Source organism: Streptomyces sp. NPDC005202, from assembly GCF_040608235.1.
GTDB lineage: Bacteria > Actinomycetota > Actinomycetes > Streptomycetales > Streptomycetaceae > Streptomyces.
Window position 1 is genome coordinate 411601 of record NZ_JBEXHW010000002.1, and the last position, 18650, is coordinate 430250.

At 74.1% G+C, this 18650-nt stretch carries 15 protein-coding genes and 2 pseudogenes; 10 read left to right on the forward strand and 7 right to left on the reverse strand.

From position 1 onward, the window contains the following. Positions 1 to 6 precede the first annotated feature (6 nt). From ABZV31_RS05660 to ABZV31_RS05675, 4 genes are all read left to right on the forward strand, one after another. Positions 7 to 2145 carry a glycogen debranching N-terminal domain-containing protein gene (locus ABZV31_RS05660; protein ID WP_355888516.1) on the forward strand — a complete coding sequence of 713 codons (2139 nt, stop codon included), beginning with the start codon at positions 7 to 9 and terminating at the stop codon, positions 2143 to 2145. A gap of 190 nt (positions 2146 to 2335) precedes the next feature. Beyond that, entirely contained in the window at positions 2336 to 3436 is a 1101-nt protein-coding gene (locus tag ABZV31_RS05665) for a glycosyltransferase family 4 protein (protein WP_355888519.1), read from the forward strand. Positions 3437 to 3604: 168 nt separating this feature from the next. After that, positions 3605 to 4996, forward strand: coding sequence for a prenyltransferase/squalene oxidase repeat-containing protein (locus tag ABZV31_RS05670; protein ID WP_355888522.1), 1392 nt, complete (start codon positions 3605 to 3607; stop codon positions 4994 to 4996). A gap of 29 nt (positions 4997 to 5025) precedes the next feature. Then, positions 5026 to 5754: a hypothetical protein gene (locus ABZV31_RS05675; RefSeq protein ID WP_355888525.1), complete on the forward strand. Its 729-nt coding sequence runs from the start codon at positions 5026 to 5028 to the stop codon at positions 5752 to 5754. Here ABZV31_RS05675 and ABZV31_RS05680 read toward each other — a convergent pair. The 3 genes from ABZV31_RS05680 to ABZV31_RS05690 form a co-directional block, all read right to left on the reverse strand. After that, complete coding sequence (locus tag ABZV31_RS05680) at positions 5741 to 6160, reverse strand: NUDIX hydrolase (protein WP_355889028.1); 420 nt, start codon at positions 6158 to 6160, stop codon at positions 5741 to 5743. The two genes, ABZV31_RS05675 and ABZV31_RS05680, sit on opposite strands and share 14 nt — an antisense overlap. A 166-nt stretch (positions 6161 to 6326) precedes the next feature. Then, complete coding sequence (locus tag ABZV31_RS05685; protein ID WP_355888528.1) at positions 6327 to 6482, reverse strand: hypothetical protein; 156 nt, start codon at positions 6480 to 6482, stop codon at positions 6327 to 6329. After that, positions 6479 to 8206: a DUF2264 domain-containing protein gene (locus ABZV31_RS05690; protein WP_355888531.1), complete on the reverse strand. Its 1728-nt coding sequence runs from the start codon at positions 8204 to 8206 to the stop codon at positions 6479 to 6481. The genes ABZV31_RS05685 and ABZV31_RS05690 overlap by 4 nt, the downstream gene beginning before the upstream one ends. Positions 8207 to 8507: 301 nt before the next feature. On the opposite strand from ABZV31_RS05690, the gene ABZV31_RS05695 reads away from it, so the two are divergent. Continuing rightward, positions 8508 to 8660 carry a hypothetical protein gene (locus tag ABZV31_RS05695; RefSeq protein WP_355888535.1) on the forward strand — a complete coding sequence of 51 codons (153 nt, stop codon included), beginning with the start codon at positions 8508 to 8510 and terminating at the stop codon, positions 8658 to 8660. Between the two features lie 9 nt (positions 8661 to 8669). After that, entirely contained in the window at positions 8670 to 9596 is a 927-nt protein-coding gene (gene mmuM, locus ABZV31_RS05700) for a homocysteine S-methyltransferase (protein WP_355888538.1), read from the forward strand. Positions 9597 to 9667: 71 nt separating this feature from the next. Here mmuM and ABZV31_RS05705 read toward each other — a convergent pair whose 3' ends face one another. Then, positions 9668 to 11248: a carboxylesterase family protein gene (locus tag ABZV31_RS05705; protein WP_355888541.1), complete on the reverse strand. Its 1581-nt coding sequence runs from the start codon at positions 11246 to 11248 to the stop codon at positions 9668 to 9670. Positions 11249 to 11500: 252 nt separating this feature from the next. Between ABZV31_RS05705 and ABZV31_RS05710 the strand changes: the two genes are divergently transcribed. Both ABZV31_RS05710 and ABZV31_RS05715 read left to right on the forward strand, forming a co-directional pair. After that, positions 11501 to 12514, forward strand: coding sequence for a hydroxyacid dehydrogenase (locus ABZV31_RS05710; RefSeq protein ID WP_355888544.1), 1014 nt, complete (start codon positions 11501 to 11503; stop codon positions 12512 to 12514). Positions 12515 to 12649: 135 nt separating this feature from the next. Further along, positions 12650 to 12745, forward strand: a pseudogene (locus tag ABZV31_RS05715) (glyoxalase); the annotation flags it as partial. Here the strand turns inward: ABZV31_RS05715 and ABZV31_RS05720 are convergent. After that, positions 12725 to 13439: pseudogene (locus ABZV31_RS05720) on the reverse strand (helix-turn-helix domain-containing protein). The pseudogenes ABZV31_RS05715 and ABZV31_RS05720 sit on opposite strands and share 21 nt — an antisense overlap. A 253-nt stretch (positions 13440 to 13692) precedes the next feature. Continuing rightward, positions 13693 to 14628, reverse strand: coding sequence for an AraC family transcriptional regulator (locus ABZV31_RS05725; RefSeq protein ID WP_355888547.1), 936 nt, complete (start codon positions 14626 to 14628; stop codon positions 13693 to 13695). 81 nt (positions 14629 to 14709) lie between these two features. Between ABZV31_RS05725 and ABZV31_RS05730 the strand changes: the two genes are divergently transcribed. Next, entirely contained in the window at positions 14710 to 15546 is an 837-nt protein-coding gene (locus tag ABZV31_RS05730) for an NAD(P)H-binding protein (RefSeq protein WP_355888550.1), read from the forward strand. A 119-nt stretch (positions 15547 to 15665) separates the two neighbouring features. Here the strand turns inward: ABZV31_RS05730 and ABZV31_RS05735 are convergent, their stop codons facing one another. After that, positions 15666 to 16826, reverse strand: coding sequence for a YihY/virulence factor BrkB family protein (locus tag ABZV31_RS05735; RefSeq protein ID WP_355888553.1), 1161 nt, complete (start codon positions 16824 to 16826; stop codon positions 15666 to 15668). 144 nt (positions 16827 to 16970) lie between these two features. On the opposite strand from ABZV31_RS05735, the gene ABZV31_RS05740 reads away from it, so the two are divergent. Then, positions 16971 to 18605, forward strand: a complete 1635-nt coding sequence (locus tag ABZV31_RS05740; protein WP_355888556.1) for an acyl-CoA dehydrogenase family protein — start codon at positions 16971 to 16973, stop codon at positions 18603 to 18605. Positions 18606 to 18650 lie beyond the last annotated feature (45 nt).

The following is an 18650-nucleotide window of genomic DNA, read 5'->3' on the forward strand; positions in this document are numbered from 1 at the left end:
TGATCGATGAGCGAGGGCTGGACGTTCGCTGGAGAAGCGACGCAGAGCGGCGGCGACTCCGTGACCCTGATCGAGGGTTCGTCGTTCTGCCTGTCCGCGCGGGGCGGGGACCTCGTACCCGGCACGCCCCAGGGGCTTTTCCACCGTGACACCCGCATCCTGTCCACCTGGCAGCTGCGGCTGGACGACGAGGAGGTGGACCCGCTCTCCGTCATTGCGCAGGAGCCGTACGAGGCCCTGTTCCTGGGCCGGGCCCGGCCGCGCCCCGGGCACAGCGAGGCCACCCTGCTCGTCGAGCGGCGCCGGTTCGTGGGCGCGGGCATGCGCGAGGACCTGGTGCTGCGCAACCTCGGCAACGAGGCCGCGGCCTGCCGGCTCACCCTGCGCGCCGAGGCCGACTTCGCCGACCTGTTCGAGGTGAAGGAGGGGCGGGTCCGGCCGCGCGGCCAGTACGGGGTGGACTACGGCGACGGGATGCTCGCCCTCAACCGGCAGTGGCGGGGGGAGAGTCGCGGGGTGCGGATCGTCGCGGAGGGTGCGATCAGTTCGCCCGGTCAGCTCACCTTCCGGGCGGTCGTGCCGCCACGCGGAACCTGGCGGGCGTCCGTGCTGGTCACGCCGGTGATCGACGAGGTGGAGACGCCGACGTCGTTCCCGCTGGAGCGGCCCGTGGAGCAGGCGGGCCCGTCGGTGCGCACGACCGAGTGGCGGGCGTCCGGGCCCCGCATCAGGATCGGCGACGAGTCGCTGGCGCTCACGCTGCGCCGCAGCCGCCAGGACCTGGGCGCCCTGCGCATCTTCGATCCCGAGCAGCCCGACACGCCCGTGGTGGCGGCCGGCGCCCCCTGGTTCATGGCGCTGTTCGGGCGGGACTCGATCCTCACCGCGCTGATGTCGCTGCCCCTCGACCCGCACCTCGCCCTCGGCACCGCCCAGGTGCTCGCCCGTCACCAGGGCACGAAGTCCGACCCGGTGACCGAGGAGGAGCCCGGCCGGATCCCGCACGAGCTGCGCTTCGGCGTCGAGGCCTCGCTCGCGCTGGGCGGCACCGTGTACTACGGCACCGTCGACGCCACGCCGCTGTTCGTGATGCTGCTCGGCGAGCTGTGCCGCTGGGGCGTCGACCCCGCTGCCGTCGAGGAGTTGCTGCCGCACGCCGACCGGGCGCTGGAGTGGATCGAGAAGTACGGCGACCGGGACGGCGACGGGTTCGTCGAGTACCGGCGGGCGACGGACCGCGGGCTGGCCAACCAGGGCTGGAAGGACTCCTGGGACGGCATCAACAGCGCCGACGGCAGGCTGGCCGAGACGCCGATCGCGCTCGCCGAGGTCCAGGGGTACGTCCACGGCGCCTACCTGGCGCGGGCACTGCTCGCCGAGCACACCGGCGACGCGGACGGCGCCGCCGAGTGGCGCCGGCGGGCCCAGCGGCTCAAGGAGCGCTTCAACGAACGGTTCTGGCTGCCCGAGCGCGGCTGGTACGCCGAGGCGCTGGACGGCGAGAAGCGTCCGGTGGACGCGCTGGCCTCCAACATGGGGCACTGCCTGTGGACCGGCGTCGTCGACGCCGACAAGGCACCCGCCGTCGCCGAACGCCTGCTGTCGCCCGAGATGTTCAGCGGCTGGGGCGTGCGCACGCTGGCCACGTCCATGGCCGCGTACAACCCGATGAGCTACCACAACGGCTCGGTGTGGCCGCACGACAGCGGCATCGTCGCCGCGGGACTCATGCGCTACGGCTTCACCGACCACGCCCGGCGCGTCGCCGAGGCCGTCCTGGACGCCGCCGCGGCCTTCGGCGGGCGGCTGCCGGAGCTGCTGTGCGGCTTCGACCGCGCCGAGTACGCCCAGCCCGTGCCGTACCCGGCGGCCTGCTCGCCGCAGGCGTGGGCCTCGGCCACGCCCCTGCACCTGCTGCGCGTGCTGCTGGGCGCCGAGGTGTGCGTCCCGCACGGCGTCGTCCGTCTCGACCCCCATCTGCCCGCCCGCTTCGGGGCGCTGCGCCTGACCGACGTGCCGCTGGGCACGGCGCGGGTGGGCGTGACGGTCGCCGAGGACGGGGCCGTCGAGGTCACCGGGCTGCCGTCCGGCCTCCGGGTGACGCAGGAGCCGTGCCCGTGCATGGCGGTCGATCCGCCGCGGTGACACCCCCGGTCGGCGATGTCCGTCCGTACTCCGGCTTTTCCTCCTCCGCACCACCGCCGCGGTCGACGCTGCCCGCGGCCGGTGACACCCACATCCGTCGCCCGCGCATCCGGGCATGACATGGCACGCCGTGGCGAGGCGCCGCCGTGCCGTGCGCGGACGTCCGGGCGCGACCGGAAAGGAGCTGTTCGTGAGCAACCGGCCGCTTCGTATCGCCATGGTCGCGCCGCCGTGGTTCGAGCTCCCGCCGCGCGGCTACGGGGGCATCGAGGCGATGTGCGCCGACCTCACCGACGCGCTCGTGGCCCGCGGCCACGACGTCACGCTGATCGCCGCGGGCCGCAACGGCACCCGCGCCCGCCGCATGCTGCGCACCTACGACGTGCCGCAGGGCCCGCGCCTGGGCGAGCCGCTGCCCGAGGTGCTGCACACGGCGGCCGCCGGCCGCATCCTCGAAGACCTCGACGTCGACGTCGTCCACGACCACACACTGGCCGGTCCGCTGCTCGCCCGCGGCCGCAGCGTGCCCACCGTGGTCACCACGCACGGCCCGCTGGACGGCGAACCCGCCGACTACTACCGGCAGTTGGGCAACAGTGTGCACCTCGTGGCGATCTCCGAGTCGCAGCGCTCCCAGGCCCCCGACCTCAACTGGGCGGGCACCGTGCACAACGCGCTGCGCGCCGGCGACTTCCCCTACCGGCGCGACAAGGAGGACTGGGTCTTCTTCCTGGGCCGCTGCACCCCCGACAAGGGTATGCACCTGGCCATCGACGCCGCCCGGGCCGCGGGCCGGGAGATCAAGCTGGCCGCCAAGTGCAGCGAACCCGCCGAACGCGCCTACTTCGAGGCCGAGATCAAGCCGCGCCTGGGCGCGGGCGTGGAGTGGCTCGGCGAGGTGACCGGCGAGCGCAAGAAGCAGCTGCTGGCCCGGGCGCGCTGCCTGCTGTTCCCGCTGCAGTGGGAGGAGCCGTTCGGCATGGTGATGATCGAGGCGATGGTGTGCGGCACGCCGGTGGTCACCCTGCGCCGCGGCTCGGTGCCGGAGGTCGTCGCCGACGGCGTCACCGGCCTGGTCCGCGACGACGTGACCGAACTGCCCGAAGCGATAGAGGCGGTGGGCGCGCTCGACTCGCGGGACTGCCGCAACCACGTCATCGAGCACTTCCAGCCGGAGACCATGGCGGCCGGGTACGAGGCGGTGTACCGCAAGGTGATCGCCGCCGCCGCACCGGCCCCGGCGCCCTTCGTGTCCGCGCCCGCACACGAGAACATGCTGCCGGTGGCCTGACCACCGCCCCGCGCCCGTGGCCCGCCGACGCCGGGTCACGGCGGGCCACGGGTGTGGGAGGACGAAAACAGCGGTACGAACGGTGAGTCGGAGACGGGTTCCATAAACTGGAATCTTCGGATGCCGTCTTCGGATGCCATGTGCCGCCCTGGGGGGAGGGAGCGCGCCTTGTCCCAACAACAGCTCGGACGCGGTCCCTTGAGAACCGGCGGCCCGGTGCCCGTGCCCACCGGGCCGGGCGACGGCGGCTCGCCCCGGGCGCGTTTCGTCGGCTGGCTGGGCGGCCTCGGCGGCGCGGCCGCCGGATACGGCGTGTTCCAGTTCCTGTTCGAGGTGCTGCCCGACTCCCTGAGCGGGCAGCTCGCCAAGTACCTGATCGCAGGCGTGAGCGGGCTCGGCACGGCCGCGGCCGCCTGGCTGGCGGCGGGGCTGGTCCGGGCCCGGTCCGACCGGCCCGCCCGGACCACTGCGGCGTTCACCGCCGCGGCCCGCCCGGCGCCCGGTCCGCTCCCCCAGGTCCTCGCCGCCGCGTACGACACGCTCGTCGACCAGGTGGCCGTGGTCGACGATCCGGTCCGCGGGCGGCTCACCGGCTGGTCGCACTCGCTCGGGGAGAGCACCCCGTCCCGCCCCACCTCCGTCGGCACCGCCTACGGCCTGCACATCATGCTCGACCTGGGCGTGTCCGACGGGCGGCTGAGCACCGGCGACCTGGTGGACACGCTGTGGCGGCTCCGGCTGCCGGACGGCGGCTGGTCGGCACGCTCGCAGGGGTCCGAGCCCCGCCCGGAGGTCACCGCGCTGGTGCTGGGTGCGCTGGCCCGGGCCGGGGCGTCCCGCGAGCGACTGGCGGAGGAGGTGGCGCGCTGCGAGGCCCGCTTCACCCGGGAACTCGACGCCGTTGGACGGGAGTCGACACACGTCGTGACGACCGTGCTGCGCGGACTGCTGCGCGCCGCGCCCCGCTCCGACGTGCTGCCCCGGCTGCGCGAGGCGCTCGTCGACGGCGCGCTCGACGACGGGCGCCGCGACCACCTGCGCTCATGGAGCTACCGCCTCGACGCGCCGTACGGCCCGCCGTCCCCGCTGCACACCGCGCAGGCCGTGGTCGCCCTCGACCGGGCGGCCCGCGTCCTGGGCGAGAACGCCGGGGCGCGGGCCGCCCGCGAGGACGGCGTGCGCTGGCTGCTGGCCTGCCCGGACGCCCCGCACGACGCCTGCCTGGACCTGGAGAACCTGCGGGAGGAGGTGCGCCGGCCGCGCACCGACGACCCGTCGCGCCACGAGGTGCTGAACGTCCGGCACTTCACCGCCGCCTGGGTGGTGCGCGCCCTGCTCTCCCCGGGCGCGCAGGACGTGGCGCGCGCGGACGGGCTGGAGGCGGAGTGGCGGGAGCGGCTGGACGGGGCGGTGGCCGCGGTGTGGGCCGGGCAGGCGGGCGGCATCTGGACGTGGGGGCGCGGCGACAGCACGGGGCTGCGCCAGCCCATGTGGATGACCTATCAAGGCATTTCGGCGCTGCGGGCCCATGCCGTATGGATGTACCAACCGGATCACTGAACTTGGCGGGCGAGCCGAAAGGCGGGTGCATGGGCGGTCGGCAGGTCCTGGCGGCGCAAAGGCTGCTGACCGAGGCGCTGGAGGGTCCCCTGCCCGAGTACGAGCGGATGGCAGCCGCCCGCGCCGTTGTCGTCGAACTGGGCGCTCCCGAAGGGCTGTTGGAGCTGGTCGCGGAACTCGCCTCCGGCGAGGGCGACCCGGAGGGCTGCGCCCGGCTGTCGTACCGGCACGTGCTCGGGTTCGACAAGCTGCTGCTCGTCGACGGCGGGTCGCGGCACATGCTGCGCGCTCACGTCTGGCATGCCGGCGCGGGCGGGCCGGGCGCGGAGGACATCCACAACCACCGCTCGGCGCTGGCCTCCTACGTCGTGCGCGGCCGACTGGAGATGGAGTTGTACGAGGCGGGGGGCGACGGCGGCATCGAGGCGGTCCGCTACCAGGAGTCCCTGTCGCCGGGCCGGGCGGCCGACTGGCTGCTGGAGCCGGCGGGGCCGGCACGGCTGCGGCTGACGCACGCGGGACAGTACGCGGCGGGCAGCGCCTACGCCCTGCCCGCGCACACCCTGCACCGGGCCTGGTGCGACACGGACGTACCGACGGTGACGCTGTTCCTGGAGACGGGAAGCGAACGGCGGAGCCACACCGACGTGTTCACCGCGGCGGGCCCGCACCCCGGGGCGGTGCCCAAGGTGCCGCTCGGCGTGCCGGACTATCTGGCTGCGCTCGGCTCCCTCGCGGAGCTGCTCAGGAGTTCGTGAGGGCCTGGCGGACGATGTCGAGGTTGTAGGCGTCGATGTCGACCGTGGTGAGCCGGGACGGGGCCAGCCAGGCGTAGGCCTGGTCCGGTTCGGGGAGGGTGACGTGCCGGGTCAGGGGCCGGACCAGGAAGTTGTCCTGCCAGTTCTTGACCTCGTGACCACGGTAGTCGCTGACGAAGGACGACTCGCCGACCTTGCAGACGACCTCGCCGAGCAGCCCGGTCTCCTCCTTCAGCTCGCGCAGGGCGCCGTCCCCGGGAGACTCACCCGGCTCCAGCTTGCCGCACGGAACGCCCCACACCCGCGGCAGGAACCGCTCCCGCTCACTGCGGCGCACCAGGAGCAACCGACCCTGCTCGTCCATCACGACGGCGGCCGCCAGTCGCCTGTCGCCGGGGATCTCCATGCCCATGGTTCCTCGGTCCCTCGCCGGTGATGAGTCCAAAGGGTCTGATACCCACGAAAGTACCGAAGGTACCAGGATCGCGCGCGGGATGCCGTGCCGTGCTTCTCCCTCCGGCCGGCTCGGGCTTATTCCGGCCGGCTCGGGCTTATTTCCGGCCGGCTCGGGCTCACTCCGGCCGGCTCGTCTGTCGGCGGCCTCCGCCCTCGCCCCTGAGCGCCTGCACCTCGTCGTACGACGGAGCCGTGCCCTCCGGAGCGCGTCCGGCCGCGACGGCGAGCCCGGCCGTCGATCCGGGCAACACGTCCTGCGCGAGCCCGCTCACAGGGCCGCCACCGACCACGACGGCCCTGCGGACGGCCCGTCCGAAGCCGTGAGCCGGAAGCGGCTGACGGAACCCGTGTGCCAGCGGGCGCTCAGCTCGTAGAAGTCATGGGCCCTCTCCACCGCGACGGACACCAGCTCCGCGAGCGGCAAGGGGTCCGGTTCGGCGGTGAGGCGGGCGAGGGCGACGAACAGCGTGGCTCCGTCGCCCGTCGCCCCCGTCGGCGCGTCCGTTCCCGACAGGCCGAAGGCGGGCTCGAGGTCGGCCCGTACGCCCTCCGTCGGCGCCCAGCCCGTGACCCGTACCGGCGTTCCCGGTGCCGCACCGGCCACCAGATGGGCGCGCACCTCCACCGCGCCGTGGGCCGCCACCAGACTGGTGACCGTGATCCCGCCGCCGGCCGTGTGCCGGGAGGCCGCCCAGCCCTCCCCGGACCCGAGCGGCACGATGTCCGTCCGGCTCGCGTCGTCGCCGACGATCACGCTGTTGTCGTACGACGTGTGCGAGGGCCGCGTGGCCGTCGAGTAGGCGAGCCGCGTGTAGTACGGGTCGTAGCGGACGTCCTCGCTGCCGTGGTTGTGGAGGCGGACCAGGCCGTCCGAACGGGTCGACTGGAGCAGCCAGTTGGGCGCGGGGACCGCCGTGACCGCGTCCGCGCGCTCGGCCGGGCCGGGTTCCTCGACGGCCGTCCACACCTCGTGGTCCGGGGGGAGGAGCAGGCCCAGGAAACCCTTGCTCGCCCAGTACGGAGACGCCGGACCCGAATAGCCTTGCAGGACGGTCTCGTCGGGGCCGTGCCAGCCGAGGGTCAGCAGGCCTCGCTCGTCGACGGCGCCCCGGTCCAGGAAGTACGTCAGCGCACCCGAGGCGAGTCTCCTGGTCTGCCCCGGCGGCAGTGGCGTGCGGCCGGTCAGCGCGCCCAGCCACAGCGGGGCCGTCGTCGCGAAGCGGTAGGTCAGGGAGCGGCCCTGGTGCACCGGGGCGCCGTTGCCGCCGAACAGACGGGCGTAGTCCGCCAGATGGGCCTCGAGACGGCCGCCGTACAGGTCGAGCAGGCGGGCGTCGTCCGCGAGCCAGGCGTGCAGCACCGGGTAGAGGTGCATGGCCCAGCCGTTGTAGTAGTCGAAGGCCCGGCCGGGGCCGTCGGAGTACCAGCCGCCGCCGACGTACCACTGCTCGATGCGCTCCAGGCCGCGGTCGACCGCCTTGCGGGCCGTGTCCGGCTCGTACCCGATCTCCTGCAGGAAGCCGCCGACGGTGACCGGAAACAACTCCCAGTTGCACGGCCAGGGTTCGGCGGTGAGTGCGTCGCCGAGCCAGGCCGCCGCCCGCCGCCGTACGGCGTCGTCGAGGCGATCCCACAGCAGCGGCTTCGTCAGCCGCAGGGCGAGCGCGATCGACGCGGCCTCGACCAGCGGCTGGCTGCGGTCCTCGATGCGGGGCCAGACGCCCAGCGCTCCGGCCGCGAGTCCGTCCGCGTACCGCTGGAGCGCGTTCTCGTCCCGGCGGAAGGCCGCGAGCAGCAGCGTCCGGGCGTAGCCCTCCAGACCGTCCGAGAGGCGGCCCGACCAGCTGGTGCGGTCGCCGGGGAGGTGGTAGAGGGCGCGGTCCGCGGTGGCGTACGGCTCCACCGCCGCGAGCAGGGCGTCGGCGGCCGCCTCCCAGTGGGTGCGGGTGCAGCCGGTGTACGGGCTGAGGGTGCGGTCGTCGGGGGGCAGCTGCATGAAGGCTTCCTTCTCGCACGGGCTGTTCGGGCCTGGGGCGCCCCGGTTCCGGTCGAGGCGCCCCAGGGGCTCATCCCACCCGCACCTTGCCCTCGGGCACCAGATGCCGGGCGACGCGTTCGCAACGCCACCGCCGCGCTGAGACAGCCCGTCGTCCCCGAGCCGCTCACCACACGTCCTGAGTGAGTCGAGCGCCGCCGAACTCGAGGGTCATGCCGCTCGAGGGTTCGGCATCCCGAACGACATCTGTCATTGCGAACATCGAAAAGGTAAGGGTGTGCCACGAGGAGGTCAACGGGTCGTGCGGCCGGGGCCAGGCGGCGCCCTGCTCCAAGCTCGGGAAGAGGCTGTCGCGGGCGGCGACGTACGGCGACGTACGACCCCGGCATCCCACATGGTGGACGAGCCGTTCATGCACTGGGCGCAGACCGGCACGCGCCGGCCCATCGACTAGCGTCGTGACATGACCAGCGACACCTCCCCCACCCTCGCCGAAGCCCTTGCCGCCGGGACGGCCGTGCTCGACGGAGGGATGTCCAACCAGCTCGAGTCGGCGGGGCACGACCTCAGCGACGAGCTGTGGTCGGCGCGGCTGCTCGCCGAGCGGCCCGAGGCGATCACCGAGGCGCACCTCGCCTACTTCGAGGCGGGCGCGAACGTGGCGATCACCGCCAGCTACCAGGCCACCTTCGAAGGGTTCGCCAAGCGGGGGATCGACCGTGAGCGGGCCGCCCAACTGATCGCGCTCAGCGTGGAGTTGGCGCGTGATGCAGCGCGGCAGGCGCGCGCGAAGGGCGTGCGGCGGCCGCTGTGGGTGGCCGCGTCGGCGGGCCCGTACGGGGCGATGCTGGCGGACGGCTCCGAGTACCGGGGCCGTTACGGGCTCACGGTCGACGAGCTGGAGCGCTTCCACCGGCCCCGCCTGGAGGTGCTGGCCGCCGCTCGGCCCGACGTCCTGGCCCTGGAGACGGTGCCGGACACCGACGAGGCCGAGGCCCTGCTGCGGGCGGTGCGCGGTCTCGGGGTGCCGGCCTGGCTGTCGTACACCGTCGCCGGCGACCGCACCCGCGCCGGGCAGCCGTTGGAGGAGGCGTTCGCCCTGGCCGCCGACGCGGACGAGGTGATCGCGGTCGGTGTGAACTGCTGCGCGCCCGGGGACGCGGACACCGCCGTGGCGACGGCCGCCCGCGTCACCGGCAAGCCGGTCGTCGTCTACCCCAACAGCGGCGAGGCGTGGGATGCCGAGTCCCGCGCCTGGAGGGGCCGCTCCACCTTCTCCCCCGAGCAGGTCGAGGGCTGGCGCGCCTCCGGGGCCCGGCTGATCGGCGGCTGCTGCCGGGTGGGCCCGGAGGCGATCACGGAGGTCGCCCGGACGCTGACGGCGGCGTAGCCCCACCGCATCGGGGATGCACGGCGTGGTACGGGCCGGTCGCGCCGCCTCACCCCGCCCGTCGGCGCGGGTCAGTGACCGCGGACCCCACCCGAGCGCCGGAGCCGCCGTATCACTGACCGCAGTTCCGCGGTCCGCACGGGCGAACCGCCGGCGGGGGCCGACGCGGCCGCGGCCTCCCGAGCGGTAGCGTCGGCCGTCCACAGGGCGAGTTCCGCGTCGCGTGGGCCGTGCGCGGTGTGCGGCGCGCCGTCGCCGAAGATCCGCACGGGGTGCGTCGCGTCCCACGCCTCCCAGCCCGGGTCGCCCTCGGCGGCGAAGCGGACCCAGGCCGCGTGCATCACGTCGGCCAGCTCCTGGGGGGCGCCCTCCCCGGCGAGCCTGCGGGACTCCGGCACGTCGCCGGTGTCGAAGACGAAGCCGAGCTCCAGGGCGTGGCAGGCGCCGAGACCGGGCAGCAGCGAGGGCCAGGCGAACTCGTAGACGTACGCCGAGGCCGGGCGGGCGTCGGCCAGGCGGTGCAGCGGGAGGCGCAACAGGTGGTCGGTGACCAGCTGGCCGACGATCTCGGCGGTGCCGGCCCCCGGGCGCAGGGCGCGGTAGCCGCGCACCACCTCGTGGCCGCAGTAGCAGCGAGCCATGGCGCCGGCCAGGGCGACCGGGCCGAGCCGGTCGACGCGCTCGAGCAGCCCGCCCGGCACCAGCCACAGCCGATACTCGTCACGGGTCCAGCCCATGAGCAGGTCGACGCCCTTCGCCGCCTCCCCCTCCACCAGCGCCTCCTGAGGATCGCGGGGGACGACGTCGCCGTCGACGACGATGCCGAACGCCGGGCCGCCGAGGACCGGGCTGCTGCGCCGGCCGACCTCGGTCTGGGTGCGCAGCAGCAGGTCCCGGTCGACGGCGGCGAAGGCCTCGGCGGTGGCGGGGACCTTCAGCCGGGCCGCCATGCGGCGCACCATCCGCCGTACCTTGTCGCGGTCGGAGGCCTCCGGCGGCCCGCTCTGCAGGACGGCCCGCCGGAACAGCCCCTGTGCCTGCGGGGCGGCGATCAGGGCACCGACGCTGATCGCCCCGGCCGACTGGCCGCAGAGGGTGACCCGGTCGGGGTCGCCGCCGAAGGCCTCGATCGACTCGTGCACCCATGCCAGCGCGGCCAGCTGGTCGCGCAGGCCGGGGTTGGCGGGGGCGTCCGGGAACAGGCCGTAACCCTCCACCCCCAGGCGGTAGTTGACCGAGACGAGGATGACGCCGTCGCGGGCGAAGGCGTACCCGTCGTACACCGGCACGGCCGACGAGCCGCGGGTCAGCGCCCCGCCGTGCAGCCACACCATGACCGGGAGCCGGGCGCCCCGACCCGGCTGAGGTGTCCACACGTTGAGATTGAGGCAGTCGTCGCCGGGCACGACCGGGTCGGACAGGTACTGGGCGAACGCCTCCGAGTACGGCGGCTTCGGCGCGGTCGGCCCGAAGGAGCCCGCGTCGCGCACGCCGTCCCACGGCTCGGGCGGCACCGGCGGCCGGAACCGGCGGGGGCCGAACGGCGGCGCCGCGTACGGGATGCCCCGGAACACCGCCACCCCGTGCTCGTACCTGCCGCGTACCGCCCCGTAAGGCGTCCTGACCACGGGATCCGTCTGGCCTGCTGTCATGCGCCCACCAGCCCTTCGCCGTGCTCGTGCACCAGTACCAACGGAGCGCTCCATCGTCTCCCGGTCTTCCGGTGCACGGCGCCGAGGGACCGCTGTTCGGGGTACGTCAAGGTGCCGCCGGCGTTCGGCCCGGGACGGCACGGGATGCCTCCGCGCCGGCCCCCCGTTCCGCCCGACCCCCCTTTCTGGGGACCGGAATCTACGGTAGAAGGCGCTTTCAGACATCGTTTTCCCGCGCGCCTCAGGAGGATCATGCCCAGCGCCCAGTTGCCCAGAGCCGTGTTCGCCATGGACCCGGTGCACCTCCCCCTGCTCTTCCCACCGCCCTTGATGGCCCGGCTGAAGCGAACGGCCGAGATCGACCCCACGCTCGTCGTGCGGGACTTCGCCGACCCCGCCGCCGCTGCACCGCTGGCCGGCGCCGAGGTGCTGGTCACCGGGTGGGGCTGTGCCCGCATCGACGCCGACGCGCTGGCCGCGGCCCCCCGGTTGCGCGCCGTCCTGCACGCCGCCGGCTCCGTCCGCTCCCTGGTCGGCGAGACCCTGTGGGAACGCGGCGTCGCCGTCTCCAGCGCGGCGGCGGCCAACGCACTGCCGGTCGCCGAGTACACGCTCGCGATGATCCTGCTCGCGGGAAAGGGCGCGTTCACCCACCGCGAGCGCTACCGCGCCACGCACACCCCGCCCGCCCCCGCCGAGACCGCGGCCACCGGAAACGTCGGCCGCCGGGTGGGCATCGTCGGCGCCTCGCGGGTGGGCCGCCGCCTGCTGGAGCTGCTGCGACCCCACGACGTCGAGGTCCTGCTCCACGACCCCTGTGTGGACGCCGCCGACGCCGCCGCGCTCGGCGCCGAACCGCTGCCGCTGGAGGACCTGCTGCGCCGCAGCGACATCGTCAGCCTGCACGCCCCCGACATCCCCGAGACCCATCACATGCTCGACCGCTCCCGGCTCGCCCTCATCCGGGATGGCGGCGTGCTGATCAACACCTCCCGGGGCGCCCTGATCGACCAGGACGCGCTCACCGATGAGCTGCTCTCGGGTCGGCTGCACGCGATCCTCGACGTCACGGAACCCGAGCCGCTGCCCGCGGACTCACCGCTGTACACGTTGCCGAACGTCTTCCTCACCCCGCACATCGCGGGCTCCCTCGGGAACGAGCTGGAGCGGCTGGGCCGCGTCGCCGTCGAGGAACTGGAGCGCCTGGCCGCGGGGCTGCCCCTCGCGTACCAGGTTCACCCTGCGGACCTGTCCCACGTCGCCTGACCGCGCCGTTCACGAGCCGCCCCTGCCCGAAGCGCCGTCCCCGACGCGCACGCACGCTCCCCGTGTTCGGGGTTTCGAAGTGTTCGGAAGTGTTCGGGGTTTCGAAAGTTTTGGCCCGCGCCAACCTCTGATTTGTGGGACGCCTTCTGGGGCATGCGCTACGCGGTCGTGCACGACCCGGACGGCAACGGCGTCGACCTGTTCGCGCCGCTACCGGCGGCCGCCCAGTAGCTCCCCGAGGGGCCTACCCGTCAACTCCCTCACGTCCCGCGCCAGGTGCGCCTGGTCCGCGAAGCCCGCGCAAGCCGCCGTCTCCGCGAAGGGCACCCCGTCCCGGGCCAGCGCGAGGGCCCGTTGCAGCCGCAGCACGCGGGCCAGTGTCTTGGGGCCGTAGCCGAAGGCGGCCAGCGAGCGGCGGTGCAACCGGCGTGCGCCGAGGCCGAGTTCGTCGGCGGTCGCGGCGACCGGGCGGCCCGCGTTCAGGGCGGCGACGATCCGTCCCAGCAGGGGGTCGGGTGGGCCGGCCTCGGCCGCGCGCTCGAGGGCCACCTCCTCGAGCGCGGTCGCGGGATCGGGCGCCGCGTCGATCCGTCCGCGCAGTCGCCGGACCACCGCCGCGGGCCACAGCTCGGCCAGGTCGACCCGCCGGTCGCGCAGCTCGTGGGCGGGCACGCCGAGTAAGGCGGGCGCCGTTCCCGGGGAGAAGCGCACGCCGACCCAGCGCACGGGCGGCCCGCTGGGGTCGTACGCGCGTGTGTCCGGCCCGGCGACGAGCAGCCGCCCCTCGCTCCACAGCAGGTCCATGCACCCGTCGGGCAGCACGGGCCGCGCCCGGGAGGCGTCCGGTACGTTCGTCCACACCGCCGACCAGACGGGACGGCCGCTCGGCGTATCCGGAAGCCTGGGCAAGAGCGTCCACTGCCACGGACGAAAGGCTACGCCGCAGACACCCCACGGACGAAAGACTGCCCCGCGGCACCGCACGGACGAAAGACAGCCCCGCGGCACCCCACGGGCGAAAGACAGCCCCGCAGCACCCCACGGACCAAGAAAGGCCGCCCGGCAGGCAGCCGAAACGCCGCCGCGCCCCGCCTCAGGCACGCGCCCGGATCCCGCGCTACCGCCCAGGCAACCCAAACACCATCTCGGCGCAGCGCCGACACGCGCCCACTCCCGCGCTACGCCGCCCGCCTCCGGTGTTCCTGGGGGCTGATCCCGTAGACCCGTTTGAAGGCGCTGGAGAGGGCGAACGCGCTGCCGTAGCCGACCCGGCGGGCGATGGCGGCGACGGTGTCGTCGGTGTCGCGCAGGCGGTCGGCGGCCAGGGCGAGGCGCCAGCCGGTGAGGTAGGCCATCGGGGGCTCGCCGACCAGGCCGGTGAAGCGGCGGGCGAGCGCCGCCCGCGACACCCCGGCCTTCGCGGCGAGCTCCGCCACCGTCCAGGGGTGCGCCGGGTGGTCCTGGAGCAGGTGCAGCGCGCGGCCGACCACGGGGTCCGCCTGCGCCCGGTACCAGGCGGGCGCCTCCGCCTCGGGGCGGGAGAACCAGGCCCTGAGCGCGGCGATGACCAGCAGGTCGAGGAGGCGGTCGAGGACGACCTCCTGGCCCGGTTCGTCGCGCACGATCTCGTCCGTCAGGAGCGGGGTGAGCGGGCACTGCCACACGTCCGACGTCAGGGTGAGCAGCGGCGGCAGCGCGGCCAGCAGGCGGCCGCTGATCTCGCCCTGCATCAGGTACGTGCCGATCAGCATCACCATGGAGCCGTCGAGGCGGTCGCCCCAGGTGCGGACGCCGAGGTCCATGGAGCCGTTCAGCAGGCTGCCGTCGGGGTAACGGCACTCGCCGCCCGGCAGGATCAGCGCCTGCGGCGCGGTGCCGGGGTCGTCGGCGCAGGTGTACGGGTCCGGGCCGCGCGCGATGGCCAGGTCGCCGGCCCTCAGACGCGCCCGCTCGCCGTCGTCCGGCAGGACCCAGGCCTCGCCGCGCACCATGACCATCACCGTCAGGGGAGCACGGTCCTCGACGCGCACGCCCCACGGCGGTTCGAAGCACGCACGGATCATGAAGGCGCCACGCGCGCGTGGCCCCTCCAGCAGGCCTGCGAGTGCGTCCATGGGGTCAGCGTAGACGCGCGCTTATGGGAACGAGCCGTTCAGCGATGGTTCCGTACCCGCGCACGGCAGTTCACTGGCTGCATGGCACAGGACACACGGAACATGACGGTGGTGGTGACCGGTGCGTCCGGTCGTACGGGGAGCCGGGTGGCCGGGGCCGCGCGGGCGGCGGGGCTGACCGTGCGGGCGGCTTCGCGGGCGCAGGGCTTCGACTGGCAGGACCGGTCGACGTGGGCGGAGGTGCTGCGGGGCGCGGACGCGGCGTACCTGGTGTACCCGTCGGACGTCGGCGCGCCGGACGCGCCCAGCGCGGTCGGTCTGCTCGCGCACGAGGCGGTCCCGCTCGGCGTACGGCGGCTGGTGCTGCTGTCGGCGCGGGGCGAGGAGCGGGCGCGGCCCACCGAGGAGGCGCTGCGCGAGTCGGGCGCGGACTGGACGGTGGTGCGGGCCGCGTGGTTCGCGCAGAACTTCAGCGAGGGCCCGCTGGTGGAGGGGCTGCGGAGGACCGGGGAGCTGGTCTTCCCGGGCGGGGACGTGCGGGAGCCGTTCGTCGACGTGCGGGACGTCGCGGACGTGGTGGTGGCCGCGCTGACGGCGGGCGACCGGTACGTCGGGCAGGCGCTCACGGTCTCCGGGCCGCGGCTGCTGACGTTCGGGGAGGCGGTCGCTCGGATCGCCGAGGCGACGGGACGCGCGCTGACGTACCGGCCGGTCTCGGCGCGCCAGTACGGGGAGAACCTGACCGGCTTCGGCGTGCCTCCGGAGGAGGTGGAGTTCCTGGTCGACGTGTTCGAGTCACTGCTGGACGGCCGGAACGCGTACCTGTCGGACGGTGTGCGGCAGGTCCTGGGGCGCGAGCCGCGGGACTTCACGGAGTTCGCGCGTGAGGCAGCGGCCGCGGGGGTGTGGCAGGCCTGAGCGAGCGGCGTCCCCGCCTGCTGCGCACCCCGCCCGCCTCTCCCCTGCGGCGACGGCCACACGCGGGACGGCGCAGCCCGGCGGTGTCCGGCGACCGCGACCGCCGCCACCTCGCCCCGTCACTTCTCCGGCGACGGCCCGTCGCCGTTCCCCTTGTGCGGGCTCTTCACGTGCGTGCTCTTCACATGCGTCCGCAGCCGCGCCGTCAGGTCCTCCGGCGGCAGGAAGCGCGACCAGCGCTCCGGGAACTCGGACGGCATGTCGGGGTCGTCGGGGTCGGCCTCGCGGGCCGCGGCGGCGCGGGCGACGTACTCGGCGATCTGCGCCTGGCGCACCCGCTCGTTGGCGGCGCGAGCCGCGGCCGTCGCGGCGGCCGGCCAGACCCGGTCGATCGCGGCGTTGACCGCGGCCCCGACGAGCACGGCGAACGCGGACACACCGATCCACAGCAGCACGGCGACGGGGGCGGCCAGCGAGCCGTAGATGGTGGGGCCCTCGACGGTGCTGGTCAGGTAGATGCGCAGCAGGAAGCTGCACACCACCCACATGGCCAGGGCGACCAGGGCGCCGGGCACGTCCTCGATCCACGGGGAGCGCACCGGCACGGACACGTGGTACAGGGTCGTCAGGAAGGCGATGGACAGGACGATGACCACGGGCCAGTACAGCACCTGGACGACGGTCGTCGACCACGGCACGATCCGCACCACGGCGTCCGGGCCCGCCACCATCAGCGGCAGCGCCACCGAGCCGATCAGCAGCGCCACGATGAACAGCCCGAAGGACAGCAGCCGGGTCCTGACGATGCCGCGGACGCCGTCGAGGCCGTACATCACGGTGATGGTGTCGATGAAGACGTTCACCGCACGCGAGCCCGACCACAGGGCGAACACGAAGCCTACGGAGATGACGTCGGGCCGGCCGCCCTTCATCACGTCACGGAGGATGGGCTGCGCGATCTCCTTGACGCCCTGGTCGGACAGGACCGTGCGGGAGGCGTCGAGGATGTTCCGCTCCAGGCTGGCGATGGTGTTGGTGCCGGTCCAGGTGTCGACGTAGAAGAGCAGGGCGATGAGGCTCAGCAGCAGGGGCGGCACGGACAGCAGGGAGAAGAACGCGGCCTCGGCCGCGAGGCCCAGGATCCGGTACTCCATGCACGAGTTGACGGTGTCCTTCAGCAGCAGCCAGGCGGTCCTGCGCTTGGAGACGTTCCGGTAGAGGGCTCGCGCCCGGTGGAGTCGGCCGGACGGCGCGTTGGGAATTTCGCTTGCTGGCTGCACGACCTAAAGGTATCCCCGTCGCGCCTGGCCGCACTCATCCCCCAGGGGCGACGACCAGGCAGGACGGCACCCCGGGCGGCCCGGCCGCCGGGGCCGCCGGCCCGTGCAGTGCCCATCGCCGTACCGCAGGGTAGGTTCCGTTTCATGGCAGCCAGCACTCACACCGTGACCAACCAGGCGCCGCCGCTGGTCGGCTACGACGTCTACGCCGCCGACCGCGCCCTGGTCGAGGCCGTCGAGCGGCACGTCGACGCCGGTCTGCTCGACGAGGTGCGCGGCGAGCTGTCGGCGCTCGGGCGGGCCGCCGGCTCGGCCCAGCTGCAGGAGTGGGGGGCGCAGGCCAACGAGAACCCGCCGAAGCTGCGCACGCACGACCGCTACGGCAACCGCATCGACGAGGTCGAGTTCCACCCCGCCTGGCACCGGCTGCTCGGCAAGGGCGTCTCGGCGGGCCTGACCGCGGCCTGGACACGCCCGGCGGGGCATGTGCGGCGGGCGGCCGCATTCCTGGTCTGGACGCAGGTCGAGGCCGGCAACGGCTGCCCGCTGTCGATGACCCACGCGGCGGTACCCGCGCTGCGCACGGACCCGGAACTGGCCGCCGAGTGGGAACCGCGGCTGACGTCCATGATCTACGACCGTGATCTGCGGCCCGCCCGTCTGAAGGCGGGGGCGCTGTTCGGGATGGGCATGACCGAGAAGCAGGGCGGCAGCGACGTACGGGCCAACACCACCTCCGCGCGACCGCTCGCCGAGGACGGGACGTACGAGCTGACCGGGCACAAGTGGTTCTGCTCGGCGCCGATGTCGGACGGCTTCCTGGTGCTGGCCCAGGCCCCGGGCGGGCTGACCTGCTTCCTGGTGCCGCGTGTCCTGGAGGACGGCACGCGCAACGTGTTCCTGATCCAGCGGCTCAAGGAAAAGCTGGGCAACCGGTCGAACGCCTCCAGCGAGGTCGAGTTCGACGGGACCTGGGCGCGCCGGGTCGGCGAGGAGGGGCGCGGGGTGCGCACCATCATCGAGATGGTGGCGGCGACGCGGCTCGACTGCGTGCTGGGCTCGGCGGGGCTGATGCGACAGGCCGTGGCGCAGGCCGTCCACCACTGCACCTATCGCGAGGCCTTCGGCGGCAAGCTGATCGACAAGCCGCTGATGCGCAACGTCCTGGCCGACCTCGCGCTGGAGTCGGAGGCGGCGACGACACTCGCGCTCCGGCTCGCGGCCGCCTACGACGACGGGAGCGAGCAGGAGCGGGCCTTCCTGCGGCTCGCGGTGCCGGCCGCCAAGTACTGGGTGACCAAGCGGTGCGCGCCGGTCGCGGTGGAGGCCTCGGAGTGCCTGGGCGGCAACGGGTACGTGGAGGAGTCCGGTATGCCCCGGCTGGTGCGGGAGTCGCCGCTCAACTCGATCTGGGAGGGCGCCGGCAACATCCAGGCGCTGGACGTGCTGCGGGCGCTCCAGCGGGAGCCGCAGGCGCTCAACGCGTATCTGCAGGAGGTGGGCCGGGCGCGCGGCGCCGATCACCGCCTGGACGGGGCGATCAAGAACCTGCTCACCGAACTCGCCGACCTGGACGGCATCGAGGCGCGCGCCCGGCGCGTCGTCGAGCGGCTCGCGCTGGTGCTCCAAGGCGCGCTGCTCGTCCAGTACGCGCCGCCGGAGGTCGCCGACGCGTTCTGCGCCTCGCGGCTGGGCGGCGACTGGGGCACGGTCTTCGGGACGCTGCCGCACACGCTGAACCTGGCGTCGGTGGTGGAGCGGGCGCGGCCGGTTTCCTGACGGCTTCCGCGGCCGGTGTCCTGACGGCTTCCGCGGCCGGTTTCC